Origin of the sequence: Actinoplanes sp. DH11 (assembly GCF_020873875.1) — a bacterium.
Classification (GTDB): domain Bacteria; phylum Actinomycetota; class Actinomycetes; order Mycobacteriales; family Micromonosporaceae; genus Actinoplanes.
The window spans coordinates 50647-68998 of record NZ_JAHWGU010000036.1 but is presented as its reverse complement, the minus strand read 5'-3'; the positions used below and the strand labels follow the sequence as shown (position 1 = coordinate 68998).

Annotated in this window: 15 protein-coding genes and 2 pseudogenes; 7 read left to right on the top strand and 10 right to left on the bottom strand. The window is 71.1% G+C overall.

Annotation, left to right across the window (positions count from 1 at the left end):
* Nucleotides 1-16: 16 nt before the first annotated feature.
* Nucleotides 17-1948: a serine/threonine-protein kinase gene (locus LPA41_RS35905; protein ID WP_229075713.1), complete on the bottom strand. Its 1932-nt coding sequence runs from the start codon at nt 1946-1948 to the stop codon at nt 17-19.
* Nucleotides 1949-2153: 205 nt separating this feature from the next.
* Here LPA41_RS35905 and LPA41_RS35900 point away from each other — a divergent pair, with 205 nt between their 5' ends.
* Both LPA41_RS35900 and LPA41_RS35895 read left to right on the top strand, forming a co-directional pair.
* A complete protein-coding gene (locus LPA41_RS35900) occupies nt 2154-3719 on the top strand; it encodes a methylmalonyl-CoA mutase family protein (RefSeq protein WP_229075712.1) in 1566 nt (521 codons plus the stop codon).
* Between the two features lie 215 nt (nt 3720-3934).
* The gene (locus LPA41_RS35895; protein WP_229075711.1) at nt 3935-5191 is read left to right on the top strand and encodes an amidohydrolase; all 1257 of its coding nucleotides are present in this window, start codon (nt 3935-3937) and stop codon (nt 5189-5191) included.
* Nucleotides 5192-5234: 43 nt separating this feature from the next.
* On the opposite strand, the gene LPA41_RS35890 is transcribed toward LPA41_RS35895, so the two are convergent.
* Nucleotides 5235-6164 (bottom strand): DUF4349 domain-containing protein, encoded by a 930-nt coding sequence (locus LPA41_RS35890; RefSeq protein ID WP_229075710.1) that lies wholly within the window; start codon nt 6162-6164, stop codon nt 5235-5237.
* A 126-nt stretch (nt 6165-6290) separates the two neighbouring features.
* On the opposite strand from LPA41_RS35890, the gene LPA41_RS35885 reads away from it, so the two are divergent.
* From LPA41_RS35885 to LPA41_RS35870, 4 genes are all read left to right on the top strand, one after another.
* Nucleotides 6291-6926 (top strand): MBL fold metallo-hydrolase, encoded by a 636-nt coding sequence (locus LPA41_RS35885; protein ID WP_229075709.1) that lies wholly within the window; start codon nt 6291-6293, stop codon nt 6924-6926.
* 1 nt (nt 6927) lies between these two features.
* A complete protein-coding gene (locus tag LPA41_RS35880; RefSeq protein ID WP_374238253.1) occupies nt 6928-7890 on the top strand; it encodes a hypothetical protein in 963 nt (320 codons plus the stop codon).
* An 86-nt stretch (nt 7891-7976) separates the two neighbouring features.
* Nucleotides 7977-8714 (top strand): hypothetical protein, encoded by a 738-nt coding sequence (locus tag LPA41_RS35875; protein ID WP_229075707.1) that lies wholly within the window; start codon nt 7977-7979, stop codon nt 8712-8714.
* A 45-nt stretch (nt 8715-8759) separates the two neighbouring features.
* Nucleotides 8760-9740, top strand: a complete 981-nt coding sequence (locus LPA41_RS35870; RefSeq protein WP_229075706.1) for a GNAT family N-acetyltransferase — start codon at nt 8760-8762, stop codon at nt 9738-9740.
* On the opposite strand, the gene LPA41_RS35865 is transcribed toward LPA41_RS35870, so the two are convergent.
* The gene (locus LPA41_RS35865; protein ID WP_229075705.1) at nt 9726-10187 is read right to left on the bottom strand and encodes a gamma-glutamylcyclotransferase; all 462 of its coding nucleotides are present in this window, start codon (nt 10185-10187) and stop codon (nt 9726-9728) included. The two genes, LPA41_RS35870 and LPA41_RS35865, sit on opposite strands and share 15 nt — an antisense overlap.
* A 126-nt stretch (nt 10188-10313) precedes the next feature.
* Between LPA41_RS35865 and LPA41_RS35860 the strand changes: the two genes are divergently transcribed.
* Nucleotides 10314-11714, top strand: a complete 1401-nt coding sequence (locus LPA41_RS35860) for an NAD(P)H-quinone dehydrogenase (RefSeq protein WP_229075704.1) — start codon at nt 10314-10316, stop codon at nt 11712-11714.
* Here the strand turns inward: LPA41_RS35860 and LPA41_RS35855 are convergent.
* The 7 genes and pseudogenes from LPA41_RS35855 to LPA41_RS35830 form a co-directional block, all read right to left on the bottom strand.
* Nucleotides 11641-12438 (bottom strand): DedA family protein, encoded by a 798-nt coding sequence (locus LPA41_RS35855; protein ID WP_229075703.1) that lies wholly within the window; start codon nt 12436-12438, stop codon nt 11641-11643. The genes LPA41_RS35860 and LPA41_RS35855 overlap by 74 nt on opposite strands.
* A 431-nt stretch (nt 12439-12869) precedes the next feature.
* Nucleotides 12870-13082: pseudogene (locus tag LPA41_RS43420) on the bottom strand (acetyl-CoA carboxylase biotin carboxyl carrier protein subunit); the annotation flags it as partial.
* Nucleotides 13083-13150: 68 nt separating this feature from the next.
* Nucleotides 13151-14618: pseudogene (locus LPA41_RS35850) on the bottom strand (acetyl/propionyl/methylcrotonyl-CoA carboxylase subunit alpha); the annotation flags it as partial.
* 29 nt (nt 14619-14647) lie between these two features.
* Nucleotides 14648-15262 carry a nucleoside triphosphate pyrophosphatase gene (locus LPA41_RS35845; RefSeq protein WP_229075701.1) on the bottom strand — a complete coding sequence of 205 codons (615 nt, stop codon included), beginning with the start codon at nt 15260-15262 and terminating at the stop codon, nt 14648-14650.
* Between the two features lie 287 nt (nt 15263-15549).
* Nucleotides 15550-16626 carry a S8 family serine peptidase gene (locus LPA41_RS35840; protein ID WP_229075700.1) on the bottom strand — a complete coding sequence of 359 codons (1077 nt, stop codon included), beginning with the start codon at nt 16624-16626 and terminating at the stop codon, nt 15550-15552.
* 47 nt (nt 16627-16673) lie between these two features.
* Nucleotides 16674-17918, bottom strand: a complete 1245-nt coding sequence (locus tag LPA41_RS35835; RefSeq protein WP_229075699.1) for a hypothetical protein — start codon at nt 17916-17918, stop codon at nt 16674-16676.
* Nucleotides 17915-18301: a hypothetical protein gene (locus LPA41_RS35830; protein WP_229075698.1), complete on the bottom strand. Its 387-nt coding sequence runs from the start codon at nt 18299-18301 to the stop codon at nt 17915-17917. Before LPA41_RS35830 ends, LPA41_RS35835 begins: the two co-directional genes overlap by 4 nt.
* Nucleotides 18302-18352: the final 51 nt, after the last annotated feature.

The following is an 18352-nucleotide window of genomic DNA, read 5'->3' as shown; positions in this document are numbered from 1 at the left end:
GATTGATAGCACAGGGTCAGATGGCGATCTGGAAGGTCTCCGCCATCTTGTCGAAGTACTTCTTGCTGTCCGCGAAGGCCGCGTCCGGCGTGGTCAGGTAGAACGAGTACATCCTGTTGCCGACCGTGGTCATCCGCCAGATGCCGTGCCGCTTGGCCTCGCCCTCGCCGCACGTGTACTCGAACTGGGCGCCCGGGTTGCCGGAGACCTCGACGTCGATGGTCTCGCCCTGGGTGTACGGCTTCGGGCAGTTCTTCGACTTGCGCAGCGTGGCCGGTGCGGTCTCCTCGACGAACCGGCGCGGCGCGATCGAGCCCTTCTCCAGCAGCACCCGCACCTTGACCTGCTTGTTCTCCGGGTTCACGTAGTCGACGTAGGTCTGACCGGAGGTCCGGGTCCAGCCGGCCGGCACCTGCACCTTGATCGAGTCGTTGCCCTCGAAGTCCTGCGTCTGGACCGGCTGCGCGGCCGGGGCGCTCGGCGCCGGCTGGGCGGCCAGGTCGGTCCCGCCCGGGTTGTCGCCGTCGTCGCCGCTGCCGCCGAGGGAGAAGACCAGCACCAGGATCAGCACCACTGCCGCCGCGGCGCCGCCGCTGATCAGCTGCTTGTTGCGTGGCCAGGACCGGAAGGTGGTGACGAGTTTCTCGCCGGTCTCCCGGGTCGCGGTCGTCACCTTGCCCATCGTGGCCCGGCGCTTGGCGGCCGGGCTCATCACCACGGTGCCGGGGCGCGGGTCGCCGGAACCGCCCCACGGCTGGTGCGGCGGGATCACGCTTGTCGGGTCGGCCGAGGGGTCCTGGTGGGCCGGCATCATCCCGGTCGGGAAACCGCCGGGCGTCTCGCCGGCCGTCTCCGGGGCCCGGCGCCGGCCGCCCGCGTTCTGCTCCTGGAGCTTTGTCAGGTGGTCGGTGAGCGACGCGCCGGGGGCGAGCATCGCGCGACCGCCGATCTGTCCGCTGGGCTGGGCCGGGGCCTGCGGCGGGATCTGCTGGGTGGCGGCCGCGGCCGGGCTGGTCGGCCGGGAGGAGACCACCGAGTAGGGGTCGGTCACCATGTGCGGCGGCTGCTTGCTGGCCAGCGGGCCGGCCAGTTGCTGGCGCAGCATGGTGCGGGCGGTCTGCACGTCCATCCGCCGGGCCGGGTCCTTCTCCAGCAGGCCCATCAGCACCGGGGCCAGCGAACCCGCGCGCACCACCGGCGCCGGCGGGTCCTCGACCACGGCGTGCATGGTCTCGATCGGGTCGCCCTTGTCGAACGGCGGCCGGCCCTCGATCGCGGTGTAGAGCGTGACGCCCAGCGAGAACAGGTCGCTCGGCGGGCCGAACTCGTGGCCCATGGCCCGCTCCGGCGAGATGAAGTGCGGCGAGCCCAGAACCATGCCGGGCGTGGTGAGCTGCACGTCGGTGGGCATCCGGGCGACGCCGAAGTCGGTGAGCACGCAGCGGCCGTCCTGGCAGATCAGCACGTTCGCCGGCTTCACGTCGCGGTGCAGCACGCCGTGCGCGTGCGCGACCTCGAGCGCGCCGAGCAGCGCGATGCCGATCTTGGCGACCACTCGCGGGGAGACCGGGCCGTCCTCGATCACCATGTCGGCGAGGCTGCGGGCGTCGAGCAACTCCATCACGATCCACGGGCGGCCGTTCTCGTGGACCACGTCGTAGACCTGGACGACCGCGGGGTGCTGGAGCGCGGCGGCGGCACGGGCCTCGCGCATGGTGCGCTCGTACATCGCGTCGCGGTCGCTGGGCGCCAGGCCGGGCGGGAGGATCACCTCTTTGATCGCCACGTCGCGGCGCAGCAGCGTGTCCGCCGCGCGCCACACCGTTCCCATGCCACCGTGACCCACCGCGGCGCGCAGCGTGTACCGCCCGCCGATGAGCGTGCCCGGGGCCGCACGTCCGCTGAGGGGGGAGGTGTTGCCACCGCTCCACGTCGGAATCTGAGTCACTGAGGATGCCACCGAGGGGGTATAGGGGCTGTCGGCCAACCCCGCTATCTTGCCCGCTGGGGGGTGCTCAATGAAAGTCACTCTCCGAGTGTTCGACACACTTCGACGTTCGGTAGCCGGGGCGTGGCCCACGGTGGATCGCGATCGAACGCTGGGTGCAAAATCCCTCACTGTCGGCGTCCTGAGCGAAGATTAGGATCACCCTGTGAATGCAGAGTCGGGGTTCGAGATCAAGCCGGTGTACGGTCCCAGCGACGTCCCCGCGGGCATCGAGGACGAACAGCCGGGGCACTATCCGTACACCCGTGGTGTCTACCCGACGATGTACACGAAACGGCCCTGGACCATGCGGCAGTACGCGGGCTTCGGCACCGCGGCCGAGTCCAACGCGCGCTACCACCAGCTGCTGGCCGCCGGCACCATGGGGCTGTCGGTCGCGTTCGACCTGCCCACCCAGATGGGTTACGACTCCGACGACCCGATCGCGCACGGCGAGGTCGGCAAGGTGGGCGTGGCGATCGACTCGATCGACGACATGCGCCGGCTCTTCGAAGGCATCCCGCTGGACCAGGTCTCCACGTCGATGACGATCAACGCGCCCGGCTCGGTGCTGCTCCTGCTCTACCAGCTGGTCGCCGAGGAGCAGGGCGTGCCCGGGGACCGGCTCTCCGGGACGATCCAGAACGACATCCTCAAGGAGTACATCGCCCGGGGGACGTACATCTTCCCGCCGAAGCCGTCGCTGCGGCTGGTCGCCGACACGTTCGCCTACTGCCGTGCCGAGATCCCGAAATGGAACACCATCTCGATCTCCGGCTACCACATGGCCGAGGCCGGGGCGACGCCCGCGCAGGAGATCGCGTTCACCCTGGCCAACGGCATCGAGTACGTGCGGGCCGCGATCGCCGCGGGTCTGGCCGTCGACGACTTCGCGCCGCGGCTGTCGTTCTTCTTCGTCGCGCGGACCACGCTGCTCGAGGAGATCGCCAAGTTCCGGGCGGCCCGGCGGATGTGGGCGCGGATCATGCGGGACGAGTTCGGCGCCAAGGACCCCAAGTCGATGATGCTGCGGTTCCACACACAGACCGCCGGCGTCCAGCTCACCGCCCAGCAGCCCGAGGTCAACCTGATCCGGGTGGCGATCCAGGCACTCGGTGCGGTCGCCGGGGGCACCCAGTCACTGCACACCAACTCGTACGACGAGGCGCTCGCCCTGCCCACCGAGAAGTCCGCCCGGCTGGCGCTGCGGACCCAGCAGGTGCTGGCGTACGAGAGCGGGCTGACCGGCACGGTCGACCCGTTCGCCGGGTCTTACGCGGTGGAGGCGATGACGGACGCCGTCGAGCGGGAGGCGACGGCGCTGATCGAGCGGGTCTTCGACCACGGTTCGGCCGTCGACGCGATCGAGCAGGGTTTCCAGAAGGGCGAGATCGAGAAGTCCGCCTACCAGATCGCCAACGAGATCGACTCCGGCGAGCGGGTGGTGATCGGCGTGAACCGGTTCGCCGCCGAGAGCGAGGAGAAGTACGAGCCGGTGCGGGTCGACCCGGCCATCGAGGCCGCCCAGGTGGCCCGGCTCGCCACCCTCCGGGCCGAGCGGGACAACCCGGCGGTGCAGGCCGCCCTGGCGGATCTGGCGAAGGGCGCCGCCGGAAGCGGGAACGTCCTACCGTTGATGAAGGAGGCCTTGCGGCTCCGTGCGACGGTGGGGGAGGTCTGTCACACGCTGCGCGGAGTGTGGGGCGTCCATCGGCCGGTCGAGCGGTTCTGACCGTCCCGACGTACTCGTGGTGCGTCGCGTCACCTCCGCGATTCACTACCCGTTGAGGGGTTGGCGGGCCGGGGACGATCTCCCAGGTGCCCGCCCGGCCTCGGCCGCGGCGATGAGCCTCTTTACCCACCCGTTACACAGCGTGACCGAAATCGGGTTAAGCTGGCGCGCGTCGCGAAACCCGACAAACCTCTAGAACGAATACGGAAGCCGACGTGACTACTGCTCTGACGGCGCCCGAGGGTGTCGATACGTCGTGGCCCGGGACGCCCTCCGGTGCCGACCCGCTCCCCGGCCAGCTCGACCGCTGGCTCGCCGCGCGGGGCGCAGAGCTGGTATCGATCCGCCGGCACATCCACGCGCACCCCGAGCCGTCGCACTCCGAGTTCGAGACCGCCGCGCTGATCTCCCGTGAGCTGGCCGTCGCCGGTCTCTCGCCGCGGATGCTGCCCCGGGGCAACGGCGTCATCTGCGACGTCGGCGAAGGCGACCGGGTCATCGCCTTCCGGGCCGACATCGACGCGCTGCCGTTGCGGGACCTCAAGGATGTGCCGTACCGCAGCACCGTGGACGGCCTGGCGCACGCCTGCGGTCACGACGTGCACACCACCGTGGCGCTCGGCCTCGGCATGGCCCTGGCCCAGCTGCACGAGCAGGGCGAGCTGCCCGGCCGGGTGCGACTGATCTTCCAGCCGGCGGAGGAGGCGATCCCCTCCGGCGCGCCCGGGGTGATCGAGGCCGACGCCCTGAAGGACGTGGCCGCCATCTTCGCGCTGCACTGCTACCCGCAGCTGCCGGCGGGCCTGGTCGGTGTCCGGTCCGGGCCGTTCACCGCGGCCGCCGACACCGTCGAGGTCAAGCTCTCCGGTCCGGGCGGGCACACCGCGCGACCGCACCTGACCGCCGACCTGGTGCACGCCCTCGGCCGGGTGATCGTCGACGTGCCGGCGCTGCTGGATCGCCGGGTCGACCCGCGGGCCGGGCTCTCCCTGGTCTGGGGCGCGGTGCACGCCGGGCAGGCGTTCAACGCGATCCCCGGCGCCGGCGAGCTGCGCGGGACCGTCCGGGTGCTCAACCGGGACGCCTGGCGGGACGCCGAGCAACTGGTCACCAAGCTGATCCACGACGTGGTCGCGCCGACCGGTGCCCAGGTGGAGGTCAACTACCGGCGCGGCGTGCCACCGGTGATCAACGACCGGATGGCGTCGGCGATCGTGGCCGGTGCGGCGGGTGCCGCGCTCGGCGCCGACCGGGTGGTCGAGGCCGAGCTCAGCATGGGCGGCGAGGACTTCTCGTTCTACCTGGAGCACGTGCCGGGTGCGATGATCCGGCTGGGCACCGGGGCGCCCGGCTCGGACGTCCGGCACGACCTGCACCAGGGCGATTTCGACGTGGACGAGCGTTGCATCGGGTACGGGGTGCGGATCATGGTGCACACCGCCCTCGCGGCGCTCTCGTCCGGCGCGTTCTGAGAACGCCGGCGGCCGTCAACCCTCCTTGGGCGCGCCGGGGCCGTCAGGAACTCGCGGCCGGCGGCGGCAGTTGCCGTCGCCGGTAACGCCGGACCCCGACCACGACCGCGGCGGCCGGCACGCCGATCACGACCAGCCAGGGCAGCAGCACGCCCAGCACGGTCGCCAGCACGGCCATCGACGCGCCGAGCGCGTTCCAGCCGCCGGCGAGACCCGCCAGGAAGCCCGGCGGCTCGTCGCCGTCGTCGGCCCGGGTCGCCTCCGGGTCGAGCAGCACCACCGTGATGGTGGAGAGCGCGGTCAGGTCGGCGAGCCGCCGCTTCTTCGCCTCCAGTGAGGCCAGGTCGGCCTCCCGGGTGGCCACCTCGCGCTCCAGCATCACCAGGTCGTCGAGCGACTTCGCCTGGGCGAGCAGCTTCTTGCCGCTCTCCAGCCGGGCCTTCTGCACCGAGATCCGGGCGTCCAGGTCGACGACCTGCTCGGTGACGTCCTCGGTGTTGATCCCGCGAACCTCCTCGTCGCCCAGCTCCGCGAGCTGATCGACGACCGAGCTGAACTTGTCGGCGGGCACCCGCAGGGTGAGGTTCGCGGTGTCCGCGCCGGTGCCGCTGTGCCGCTCGTCGCCACCGACGAACCCGCCGGCCGCCGAGGCGATGCCGGTGACCTGCGCGGCGGCCGTGGTGACGTTCTCCACCCGGACGGTGATCGAGCCGGTGTAGATGATCGAGCGTTGGTCCACCCGCAGGTCAGGTGCCTGCGCCGTGGTGTTCTGACCCTTGTTCGCCGGGCCGTTCGCCGACCCCTGATCGGCCGCGCCGAGCTCGGCGGCCGGCGCCTCGGCGGCGCCGTTCGCCGGTTCGGCCTGGGTGGCGGCCGAGCCGCCGGAATCGTCGGCGCCGCCGCTGCAACCGGCCAGCAGCGCACCCGTGAGCAGTGCTGCCACGACAAGCCTGGTGGTTCCCCGCTCGTGCATCCTCGCTCCGATCTCCCGTGCCTGACCGCTGTCTCCTCGTGCCTGACCGCTGGGACGTGTGCCACAGGTCTTCCGTTCCGGCAGACTGCTTGCTGAACGGTCACGATTGAGCAGCGAGGAGTCGGCGTGCGCATCACGAAGTACACGCATTCATGCCTGCGGCTGGAGGGTGCGGGGGTTCTCGTGGTGGATCCCGGCGAATTCTCCGAGGTGTCCGCATTGGCCGGTGCGGACGCCGTGCTGATCACCCACGAGCACCCCGACCACGTGGACGTGCCGGCGGTCGTCGCGGCGGCCGCCCGGCGACCGGAGCTGCGGATCTTCGCGCACGAGGCGGTGCTGACGCTGCTGACCGACGTCGCCGAGGTGACCACGGCGGTGACGACGGGCGAGGAGTTCGAGGCGGCCGGGTTCCGGGTCCGGGCCTACGGCGGGCAGCACGCGATCATCCACCCGTACATGCCGGTCTTCGCGAACCTGGGCTTCCTGATCGACGACGGGTCCACGAACGTCTACCACCCGGGTGACTCGTTCGTGCGACCGGACGGTGTCGCGGTGGACACCCTCTTCGCGCCGCTGAACGCGCCCTGGGCCACGATCGCCGAGTCGCTGGAGTTCGTCCGGGCGGTCCGGCCGGGCCGCGCCTACGCCCTGCACGACGGGTTGCTGAACGAGCGGGGGTCGGCCATCTACGGCAAGCACCTGACGGAGTTCTCGAACACCAGGTACGAGCAGCTCGCTCCCGGCAGCGTGCTCGACTGACGTGGTGACCGGAACCGACAGCGTCGTCCGGCGGCTCTACGAGGAGCCACCGGACGGTTTCGTCGCGGCCCGGGCCGCCGCGATCCAGGACGCCCGCAAGGCCGGCGACCGGGACACCGCCAAACGCCTCGCCGCGCTCAAGAAGCCGACCGTGGCCGCCTGGGTGGTGAACCTGCTCGCCCTCAAACGCCCCGACCTGATCGACGAACTGGTCGAGCTCTCCGCCGCCCTGCGTGCCGCCCAGCGCGACCTGCACGGCGATCAGCTGCGGGAACTGTCCACGCAGCGCCGGCAGTTCGTCTCCGCGCTCGTCGGGGCGGCCCGCAAACTGGCCGTGGCCGCCGGCACCCCGGCGGCCCGGCTGCCGCTGGGCGAGGTCGAGTCGACACTGACCGCGGCGCTGGCCGAGCCGGAGATCGCCGCACAGGTGCGCACCGGACGACTGATCCGGGCGGCGACGTACGCCGGGTTCGGTGAGGTGCCGCGCCCCCGGTTGCGGCTGGTGACCGACGACGATCCGCTTCCGGCGATCGAGCCGGACGCCGGACCGGGCGCCGGGCCTGATGCCGGGCCTGATGCCGGGCCCGACGCGCCGCCCGGGGAACGCGTCTCCGCCCGGGAGCGGGCCGCGGCCGAGCAGCGGCGCCGGGAGAGCGACCAGCGGCGGCGCGAGACCGAGCGGCGGCGCCGGGAACTGGATCGGGAACTGGGCATGGCGATGGCCGCCGAGCGGCGCGCCGACGACCAGCTGGAACGCGCCGAGACGGCCGAGCGGGACGCCGGTCACCTGGTCGAGGACCTGGACGCCGAACTCGCCGAGCTGGAACGGCGGCGCACCGAGGCGGTGGCCGACGTGGCCCGGCGCAAACTGGCCCGGCGCACCGCCGAACGGGAGGCCGCCGCGGCCCGCCGCCGGGTCGGTGACGTCCAGGCCGCCCTCGACGACCTCGACACCGAGCCGTAGGAGCCCGCGGCCCGGCCGGGGTCGTGGCGGAAGGAACTCACAGGGAGCGTTTTCTTTAACCGGTCAGGGAGTGCAGAATCGGGCAGGTGACCCCCGAACAGGCTGCCGCCAACGCCAAGGCGAGCCTCGCCTCCATCGTCGGAGCCTTCGCGGAATCACCCCAGACGTTGCGTCGTGCCCGCCTGCTCGGTCTGTCCGGCTGGGCGTACCACGTGTCGGCGCGCGCGGGTGCGCTCGGCGAGGTCCGGCCGGAGACGGTGGCCTCCGCGCTCGCCTTCATCGCGCCCGAGGCGGTCACCGACGGCTGGGAGGCGACCGCGAAGACCTCCGCGCCGGTCGAAGTCGCCACCTGGCACCTGCACGAGCTCTGCGCCTGGGGTGCTGAGCACCTCGGCGCGTTCCCCCGGCTGGCCCGGCTGGTCGAGCTGGCCGGCCGGGTGGTGGACGGCGTGGACGCGGCCGGGCTGCCGCTGTTCGCCGCGTGGCGCGCGATGCCGGTGCCCGACCCGGCGCCGGGCGCCCGGGCCGCCGCGCTGCTGCACCTGCTGCACGAGCACCGGCAGGGAGTGCACGTCATCGCGGTCCGGGCCAGTGGCCTCACCCCGCTCGAGGCGATCATCGCCGGGCCGGACGGGGAGACCGGTGCCGTCGCGTTCGGGTGGCAGCCGCCCTACCCGCACGCCGGCCCGCTGGTCCGTCGCCTGATGTGGGCCGAGGCGGTGGCCGACTCGCTGGCCGGGCAGGCCTACGCGACGCTCGACCGGGGCGAGCGGGTCGAGTTCGCCGGGCTGCTGGAGTCGCTGACACACCGGCTGGCGCGCTGAAAATCCGGTTGGCAGCCGGCGGCGGCCGTGGTCATGATGCCGGTCATGACCGAGCTTCCCGCCGGGTGGACGCTGCGCCGGCCCACCCTCGACGACGCGCCCCGGATCCTCGAGATGGTGCACGCCAGTGACATCGCCGCGGTGGGGGAGGCGGACTTCACCCTCGACGAGGTGCACGAGGAGCTGACCGGGCCGCACACCGACATGAACCGGGACAGCTGGCTGGTCCTGGACGACGGTGGCCGGATCGCCGGGTGGGCCTACCCGCGCAACCCCACCGGCAAGGCCCGGGACTTCGTCGAGGTCTACGTCCACCCGGAGATCGGGCTGCCGGCGCAGCGGCCGCTGCTGCGGCTGATGATGGCGCGGATGGCGGAGCGGGCGGCCGAGCTCGGCCATCAGGTGTACGCGGTGCGCGCCGCCGCCGTGCCCACCGAGACGCGGTACATCGACGCGCTCACCGACGCCGGGTTCACCTTCCGCAAACAGCACGCCCGGATGCAGATGCCGCTGGCCGGTGTCTCGCCGCAACCGCCCGAGCCGCCGGCGGGGGTGCTGATCCGGCCGGTGCGGGCCGGCGACGAAACCGAGATGCGGCAGTTCCACGCGGTGATCGAGGCGGCCTTCCAGGACTCCGACCACCGGGCCCTGGCCTACCCGGACTGGCGGGAGCAGTTTCTGGCCGAGTCCGGGGTCGACTTCGCGGAGTGGTTCGTCGCCGAGACCGACGGGGTGATCGCAGGCGCGTTGCAGTCCGGTGGCTCGGGCGGCGACGACGAGAACGACGAGGGCTGGGTCAAGTCACTCGGCGTGCTCCGGCCGTACCGCAAGAGGGGTGTGGGTGAGGCCCTGCTGCGCCGGGCCCTCGCCGTCTACGCGGCGCAGGGCCGCGCCAAAGCCGGTCTCGGCGTCGACCTGGCGAACCCGACCGACGCCGCGAGCCTCTACCGCAAGGTGGGCATGACCGCGCTGTATCGGGCGAACGTCTACGAGACCACGGTGCCGGCGGCCTCAGACCTCCGGTGACGACGTCCCGGTGGGGCGCCCGCGCAGCTCGTGGACGTAGTCGTCGGGCGCGCCCGCCTTCTCCGCCGCGTTGGCGATCTCGGAGAGGTACCACGCGGTGGGCAGGCCGCCCTCGTAACCGGCGAAGACATAGACCCAGGCCGAGACGTCTCCGTCAAGGGTCGATACACGCACGGTGACCTTCTGGTACGTCCCGGCGGTCACCCCCTCGACCTCGTCGAGCTGGGTGGCGTCCCAGGGGTGGACGTCGTAGAGCGAGACGAACACCCGGTCACCGGGTGACTCGACAATCGTGGTGACCGCTCCCTCCCAGCCCATTTCTCCCTCACCGGCAAAGGTGAGGCGCCAGCCTTCGATCCACCCCACGCCAACCATCGGCGAGTGCGGACAGTAGGCCCGCATGCGGGCGGGATCCAGGTTCGAGCCATACGCGGCGTAGTGACGCACGGCGACGACGATAGCCGTAGTCGGGGGTAGTGAGAATATGGAACGTGCGTGTCGGCACGTCTAATGGGTTTTGTGCGGGTTTTCTCCGGCGGGGAGAACCGAGCCGCTTCTGGAGGTCGGGTAGTCGTGAGTCGGATTGTCATCATCGGTGGGGGACCGGGCGGATATGAGGCCGCTCTCGTCGCGGCCCAACTGGGTGCCGAGGTCACCCTCGTCGAGGCGGACGGTCCCGGTGGCGCCTGCGTGCTCACCGACTGCGTCCCCTCCAAGACCTTCATCGCCAGTTCCGAGGTGATGACCGGTTATCGCCACAACGAGCGGTTCGGCATCCGCTCCGCCGGCCTCGACGGGGTGAGCGTCGACGCCGTCACGGTCAACGAGCGCGTCAAGAAGCTGGCGCTTGCCCAGTCCGGCGACATCCAGACCAAGCTGATCAAGGCGGGTGTCGAGGTCATCCGGGGCCGGGCACGGCTCGGCGAGGACCGGCTGGGACACACCCACCAGGTGCTGATCACCCCGGAGGGCGGCACGGAGTACGCGGTGGAGGCCACCACCGTCCTGATCGCGACCGGTGCCACCCCGCGGGTCCTGCCCACCGCCCGGCCGGACGGCGAGCGGATCCTCGACTGGCGTCAGGTGTACGACCTGACCGAGCTCCCCAGCCACCTGGTGGTGATCGGTTCCGGCGTGACGGGCGCCGAGTTCGCCAGCGCGTACCTGGCGATGGGCGTGCAGGTGACCCTGGTCTCCAGCCGCGAACGGGTGATGCCGCACGAGGACGCCGACGCCGCCATGGCGATCGAGCGGGTGTTCCGGGACCGCGGCATGACGATCCTCAGCCAGGCCCGGGGCAAGTCCGTGGTGAACACCGGCGACGGTGTGGAGGTCACCCTCGGGGACGGCCGGGTGATCGAGGCCTCGCACGCGCTCATCGCGGTCGGCGCGGTGCCGAACACGGCGTCGCTGGGCCTGGAGGAGTACGGCGTGGCGGTCGGCGACGGCGGCTACGTCACCGTGGACCGGGTGTCGCGGACAAACGTGCCGGGCATCTACGCGGCCGGTGACTGCACCGGCGTGCTGCCGCTGGCGAGTGTCGCCGCGATGCAGGGCCGGATCGCGATCTGGCACGCCATGGGCGAGGCGGTGGCGCCGCTGCGGCTGCGGACCGTTTCGGCGAACGTCTTCACCGACCCGGAACTCGCCACCGTCGGCGTCTCGCAGAACGAGGTCGACTCGGGGCGCACCCCGGCCCGCCAGGTGATGCTGCCGCTGACCGGGAACGCCCGGGCCAAGATGGCCGGCCTGCAGGACGGGTTCGTGAAGCTCTTTTGCCGCCCGGCGACCGGCCAGATCGTCGGCGGTGTCGTGGTGGCGCCGAAGGCGAGCGAGCTGATCCTGCCGATCACCATGGCGATCGAGAACAACCTGACGGTCGATCAGCTGGCGCACACCATCACGATCTACCCGTCGCTCTCCGGGTCGATCGCGGAAGCGGCGCGGCAGCTGATGCAGCACGAGATCCAGTAACGGGCTCGTCCGCGCCTGACCCGTCCGGGCCGGGCTCCTTCGCGGCCGCCGTCGTGGCCCGCCGGTCGCTTTCCTTGACGGCGGCCGGCCGGGTGCCTTCGTCGGCGGTGGCCTGGCCGCCGCCGAAGAGGGCCAGGATCCAGCCCGCTGTGCCGAACACCACGGCGGCGGTCGCGGCGATCGCGAACAGCCGCCAGGCGGACTGGGTGATCGCGGTGCCGCCCAGGTGGCCGACGAGGCCGCCGTAACCCGCCCAGCAGAGCGAGGCCAGGCCGTCGTAGGCCACGAAGAGCTTCACCGGGTAACCGGACCGGCCGGCGTGATAGCCGGAAGCCATCCGGCCGCCCGGCACGAACCGGCACAGCAGCATCACCAGCGGTCCCGGCCGGCGCAGCCCGCGGGTGAACCGCTCGGCCGCCCGCCGGGTCCGGCCCGGTTCGGCGCCGTCGTCGCCGCGCGGCGCGAACCTGTCACGCAGGGCGCTCAAACGGGCACCTGTCGACCGGCCCAGGACGAAGGCGACGGCGTCACCGGTGAACATGCCGATCGCCCCCAGCGCGATCACCAGGGCGAGATCGAGATTTCCGTAGACGGTGAGCGCCCCGGAAGTGATCATGATGGCTTGGATGGGTACCACCGGCACCAGCGCGTCCACGGCCAGGAAACCGAACAGCGCGAGGTATGCCCACGCGGGCGTTGCCAGCATCGTCAACAATTCGGTCATCGGCTCGGGTCACCTCGCGGCTTCAGGGTTCACGGCATTCTGCGTGGCCGTAGCTGAGAGTGCGCTGTGCTGCGGAATTGTCTGATCTCAGCATGCGCCCGGGCGGACGAGGTGCAGCCGTGATGACGGACACGGTACGGCGCGAGTTCATCCGCGCGCGCCCCGTTTTCGGTGCCGGCCGGGGCCGCGGCGTACGGTGGGACTGCCCGCGCCACCGGGTCCCGCGGATCCGGCGACGCGGTCGCGGGGCGCCGGTAGGTCCCGTATCGGCGGCCCGCCCCCTCAGCAGCGTCTTGCGGGGCCGGCAGTGCCGGCCCGAGGGCCCAACGAGGCGGCGGCTGTCCGGTCGCGTGACGGCCCGGCTGGGGCGCCGCAAGGCCGGCCGGCTCGCAAGGACGACCGGCCCCGTCGGCGTGGCGGACGGGCCTGGGTCAGCCGATCTCGCAGATCACCGTGCCGGCGGTGATGGCGGCGCCGACCTCCACGGTGAGGCCGGAGACTGTGCCGGCCCGGTGGGCCTGCAACGGCTGCTCCATCTTCATGGCCTCGACCACCACGATGGTGTCGCCCTCGGCGACCTCGTCACCGTCCTGCACGGCCACCTTGACGATGGTGCCCTGCATCGGGGCGGTGAGACCGGCGCCGGTGACCGTGGACGCGGTGCCCTGGGAGCCCCGGTGACGGGTCGAGGTGCGTTTGGGTGCTGACGACCCCGTACCGCTGTGAAAGGTTTTCGGAAGTCGCACCTCGATGCGTTTCCCGCCCACCTCGACCACGACGGTCTCCCGTTCGGCCGCCTCGGCGGAAGCCGCCGCCGGGGCGGTGAAGGGCGGCACCGTGTTGTCCCACTCGGTCTCGATCCAGCGGGTGTGCACGGTGAACGGCTCGCCGGTGAACGCGTCGTCGCGGACCACCGCGCGGTGGAACGGGAGCACCGTGGCGATACCCTCGATCACCGTCTCGTCCAGCACCCGCCGGGCCCGCTCCAGAGCCTCGGCCCGGGTCGCGCCCGTCACGATGATCTTCGCGAGCATCGAGTCGAAGTTGCCGCCGATCACACTGCCCTGCTCGACGCCGGAATCGACCCGCACACCCGGACCGAACGGCCAGGTCAGCGCGGTGACCTGGCCCGGCGCGGGCAGGAAGCCGCGGCCCGCGTCCTCGCCGTTGATGCGGAACTCGATCGAGTGACCGCGCGGCACCGGATCCTCGGCGAACGCCAGCGGCAGGCCGGCGGCGATCCGGAACTGCTCGCGCACCAGGTCGATGCCCGTCGTCTCCTCGCTGACCGGGTGCTCCACCTGAAGACGCGTGTTGACCTCCAGGAACGAGATCGTCCCGTCCTGGCCGACCAGGTATTCCACCGTGCCCGCGCCGTAGTAGCCGGCCTCACGGCAGATCGCCTTCGCGCTCCGGTGGATCTCGGCGCGCTGCTCGGCGGAGAGGAACGGTGCGGGTGCCTCCTCCACCAGTTTCTGGTGGCGGCGCTGCAGCGAACAATCCCGGGTGCCGACCACCACGACGTTGCCGTGCGTGTCCGCGAGCACCTGCGCCTCGACATGCCGGGGCCGATCCAGGTAACGCTCCACGAAACACTCGCCGCGACCGAAAGCGGCCACTGCCTCGCGGGTCGCGCTCTCGAACAGCGCCGGGATCTCCTCGACCGTGCGTGCCACCTTGAGCCCCCGGCCACCACCGCCGAACGCCGCCTTGATCGCCACCGGCAGGCCATGTTTCTCCGCGAACGCGATGATCTCGTCCGCGCCGGCCACCGGGTCGGGCGTGCCCGGCACCAGCGGGGCCCCGGCACGCTGCGCGATGTGCCGCGCGGTGACCTTGTCACCCAGGTCGCGGATCGCCTGCGGGGAGGGACCGATCCAGATCAGGTTCTTGTCGAGTACGGCCTGGGCGAACTCGGCGTTCTCGGACAGGAACCCGTACCCCGGGTGCACCGCGTCGGCACCACTGCGCTCCGCCACCGCCAGTAACTTGTCGATGCGCAGATAGGTGTCGGCGGCGGACTCTCCGTCCAGCGCGTAGGCCTCGTCGGCCTGGCGCGCGTGCAGCGCGTCCCGGTCGCTGTCGGCGTAAACGGCGACGCTGGTGAGGCCGGCGTCCTTGCAGGCCCGGATCACCCGGAGGGCGATCTCGCCACGGTTGGCGATCAATATCTTCCGCACGGCTAGAGCCTAACGGTCGCTCCGGGCTTTCAGTTCCGCCAAAGCCGGGTGATCGGCACGCCCATCTCGGCCAGGAGCGTACGAAGCAGCGGCAGCGACAGGCCGATCACGTTGCCCGGGTCGCCCTCGATCCGCTCCACGAACGCGCCACCCCGGCCGTCGAGCGTGAACGCGCCCGCCACCTGGAGGGGTTCGCCGGAAGCCACGTACGCCTCGATCTCCGCGTCACTGACATCGGCGAAATGCACCACCGTGGTGCCGACCGCCTCCGCCTGCAAGCCGCTGACCAGCCCCGTCAGGTGGTGCCCGGTGTGCAGCACCCCCGACCGGCCGCGCATCACCGACCACCGCTTCGCGGCTTCCTCGGCACTGGCCGGCTTCCCGAAGATCTCCCCTTCGAACGCCAGCACCGAATCGCACCCCAGCACCAGTGCCCCCGGGTCGGCAGGCAGGTCGGCGGCGACGGTGCGTGCCTTCATCCGGGCCAGCGCGAGACACAAGGTGTACGCGTCCTCGGCCTCGACGACACTTTCGTCCACGCCACTCACGATGACCTCGGCATCGATCCCGGCGCCGGTGAGAAGCGCCCGACGTGCCGGGCTGGCCGAGGCGAGGATCAAGCGGTACGCGATGTCGGTCTGCACGGGAAGGGAGCCTACAAGGCCCGGGTGGGCGGAAGTGGGCTCAAGCGCCATGTTTCCGCCGTTCAGGCCGGGTTCGTGGGTGTCCCGGCCTTTCCGGCCGGTCCCGGCCGCTCCCGGCCGCTTCCGGCCGCTCGGTCGCGTCCACGGCGAAGTTGATCTGCTAGCGATGCGAAATCGCGGTCCAAGGCCCATGATCACAGCGATTTCGTAGCGCCAGCAGATCAACATCTCGGCAGGGACGATGCCACCCGGGGATGGGACCCGGTGGGCGGACCTCGGTTGCCGGGTCAGGGGCGCCGGCGGGTTCGGGGTCGGGTGCTTGCGAGGTAGGCAAGCACGGCGCCGGTGGTGGCGACCACCGTGGAGACGGCGGCGACCGTCAGGAAACGGCGACTTCCGGGCTGTCCGGCCGGGGGCGCTGCGGCGGCGGGTCCGAGAGTCGGGGGTCCGGGAGCCGGGGGTTCGGGAGTCGGAGGTTCGGCGGACGCGCGAGGGATGTCGGCGGTCAGAGCCTTGACGATGTTGAGCGCCCCATGGCCGCACTCGTCGTCACGGCCGGGAGGCCCGATGTCGGTGGCCGTGGCTGTCAGCCGGTGAACAACCTCCGGAGCCGACAACGCGGGGAATTTCGAGCGGACAAGGGCCGCGGCCCCGGAGACGATCGCCGTCGCGGCCGAAGTCCCGTCCACCTCCCGGTAGTCGCCATCAGGCCCGGTGGTGACCAACCCGACGCCCGGCGCGCAGATCTCCACCTTCGGCCCGGTCACTGAGAAATCGGCGTGCTCGCCGTCTCGGCCGAGGGCTCCTACCGCGAGCACTCCAGGCATCGCAGCCGGGTATCCGAGCAGGACGCCCGTGGAGCTGTCTCCTGAGCCTGCGATGACAAGTGCGTCCCGTGCTTGCGCCAGAGAGATGGCATCTTCCAGATCTCTGGACGGCGCGGTGGTCAGGGATACGTTTATCACCTGTGCTCCATGGGTTCCGGCCCACCGGATGCCGAGTGCCAGGGCGTGGCTTTGGGGCGCGACCCGGAAAGTCCGGATCGGCAAGATCTTCGCCGCCGGCGCGACACCTGTCACTCCATTCCTCTCGCCGTGACCGGCTATCAATCCCGCCATTCCTGTTCCGTGCCCGAGTTGGTCACGTTGACCTGAGCCCCCGCCCTTCGCGGTGATGTCCGTGCCCGAGAGGATGTTTCGAGCAAAATCCTGGTGCGGGGATACGCCGCTGTCAGGAAGTCCGATGACTATCGAAGAGCCTGTGCTGATTCCGTGCGCGCGCCAGAGTCGCAGATGTTCGAAGTGCCACGGGTCTCCGCGCACTGAACCGGCATCCATGTGAATCAGCGGGCTGGTGGACAGCACCAAGGCGACGGCAACCCTTGCTGTAGTCGCCGTCAACCGATGCATGATCAGGTACGTCCGATGGCCGGGCCGGGATCGATGGGCCGCTGCGGCCGTGGCTGCAGGACGGGATCGACGCTCACCGGGACATGCCAGGTGTCACCCTGGATACGGGGACGAGGAACCGATCGATCCGCCGGTTCGGCAGACCTTCCCCGTGGGGGTGTCCCTCCTATGACGCCGCCCACGGGATTTATCAGACGAGAGTTCATTGCCTCGGTGGTGCGGCCGGCAGAAGGTGTGCCGGGGGGTGCGCCGATCACATGGCCGGCTATGGGAGGAGAAGTCCTGGCCGGAAGGCTCATTGACGACTGGTCGTTACGGCTTGCCGCGGCAATGATCCCGAGGGTGGATTCTCCAGAAATCGTGGGCGATAGGCCTGGGCCTGGAGTCCTGACCGGGCCACGGCCGCCTTTGCCGCCGCCCTGCCCGCCGCCGCCCTGCCCGCCGCCGCCAGAAGTCGGCGGAATCGGTGTGGCATGAGGGGATGAAGTGGAGGAGATACTTCGGTCCAACCCTCGCCGATGGAGCGACGGTGTGACATCTGCCGGTTTGGTACTTCCCGGAGGCGTCGGTTGGTGGAAGAGACTCGGGGCTTTCGTGCTGAGCGGTGGGGTGGCGGAGGAGGCAGCCGTTCCTCCGGCGCGGATGTTCCTGTTGGTGATGGCCCGCGTCGCCTCGTACGGGGTGGGGACCACCAAGGAGACCTGGGCCTGCGCCAGCTCCGTGCTCAAACCTGACATCACCGCCCTCGCTCGCGCCTCCAGCGCCGCCTGGCGGCCGTCCGCCACCGGGCTCTGCGGTGGGACGGCACGGGCTTTGCCCGGGGTGAGCTGGTGGAGGTGCTTCTGTTCCGCGTACGCCGCCAGCAGGGTCTCGTTGGCCGCGTGTTCATGGGCTATCGCTGACATCTCGCGCCGGGCGGACCGGATGGCGCCGGTGGCGCCGGCGAAGGCTCGGTGGTTGGCTGCGGCGGCTTCCTGGGTCTCTGCCAGGTTGGCCAGCAGGGCGTCGAGGCGGGTGAAGTAGGCGGCTGCGGCGGGGCTTCGGGATGGGGGCCAGGCCGTGGCGAGGTTGTCGCGGTACTGCCGGACCTGCGTGATGTGTTGTTGCACCAGCTCGTACGACCGGCGCCAGCCGCCGATCAGCCTGGTGTGCGCGGACGTGTCGTGGGGAGCGATCATGGCCCACATCTGGTCGACGCGCAGGGCGGCCCAGTCGGTTCCGCCGCCGCCACCCGTCGCGGCGATCATTGGAGGCCGGCTCTGCGGAGGGCGGCGTGGACGTCGGCGACGGTGGCTCGGGCGTGGGCGTCGGTGTCGGCGTAACGGGTGCCGACGTCCTGGGCTGCGGTGGCGAACCCGTACGTCCCGTTGGCGTAGTTGTAGACGTTCTGCAACGTCACCTCCTGTGCGCGCTCGTGAGCGTGCACGAAGAGGTCCAATTCGCTGAACGCACGGTCGGCGGCGGGCAGCCTGGTGAGCATCGTGTCGCTGACCGTGACCGCACGTGGGGCGTAGTCGCGTTCGACGGCGGCCGCGAGGCTCGCACCGTGCTCTTCCAGGGCAAGGATGTCCGCCTCGATGTGACCATAGTCGCGCAGCCACGCCGGACCGAGGTCCTCGTCAGGGATCATCCTGGCCCCCACAATGCGAGGTGGGATATCCCTGAAGAGACTAACCGCTCC

Excerpts from the sequence above, each read along its gene's own strand:
- LPA41_RS35890 (WP_229075710.1), bottom strand. The coding sequence starts at position 6,164 with ATGCACGAGCGGGGAACCACCAGGCTTGTCGTGGCAGCACTGCTCACG.
- LPA41_RS35870 (WP_229075706.1), top strand. The coding sequence starts at position 8,760 with ATGACCGAGCTTCCCGCCGGGTGGACGCTGCGCCGGCCCACCCTCGAC.
- LPA41_RS35855 (WP_229075703.1), bottom strand. The coding sequence starts at position 12,438 with ATGACCGAATTGTTGACGATGCTGGCAACGCCCGCGTGGGCATACCTC.
- LPA41_RS35835 (WP_229075699.1), bottom strand. The coding sequence starts at position 17,918 with ATGATCGCCGCGACGGGTGGCGGCGGCGGAACCGACTGGGCCGCCCTG.
- LPA41_RS35830 (WP_229075698.1), bottom strand. The coding sequence starts at position 18,301 with ATGATCCCTGACGAGGACCTCGGTCCGGCGTGGCTGCGCGACTATGGT.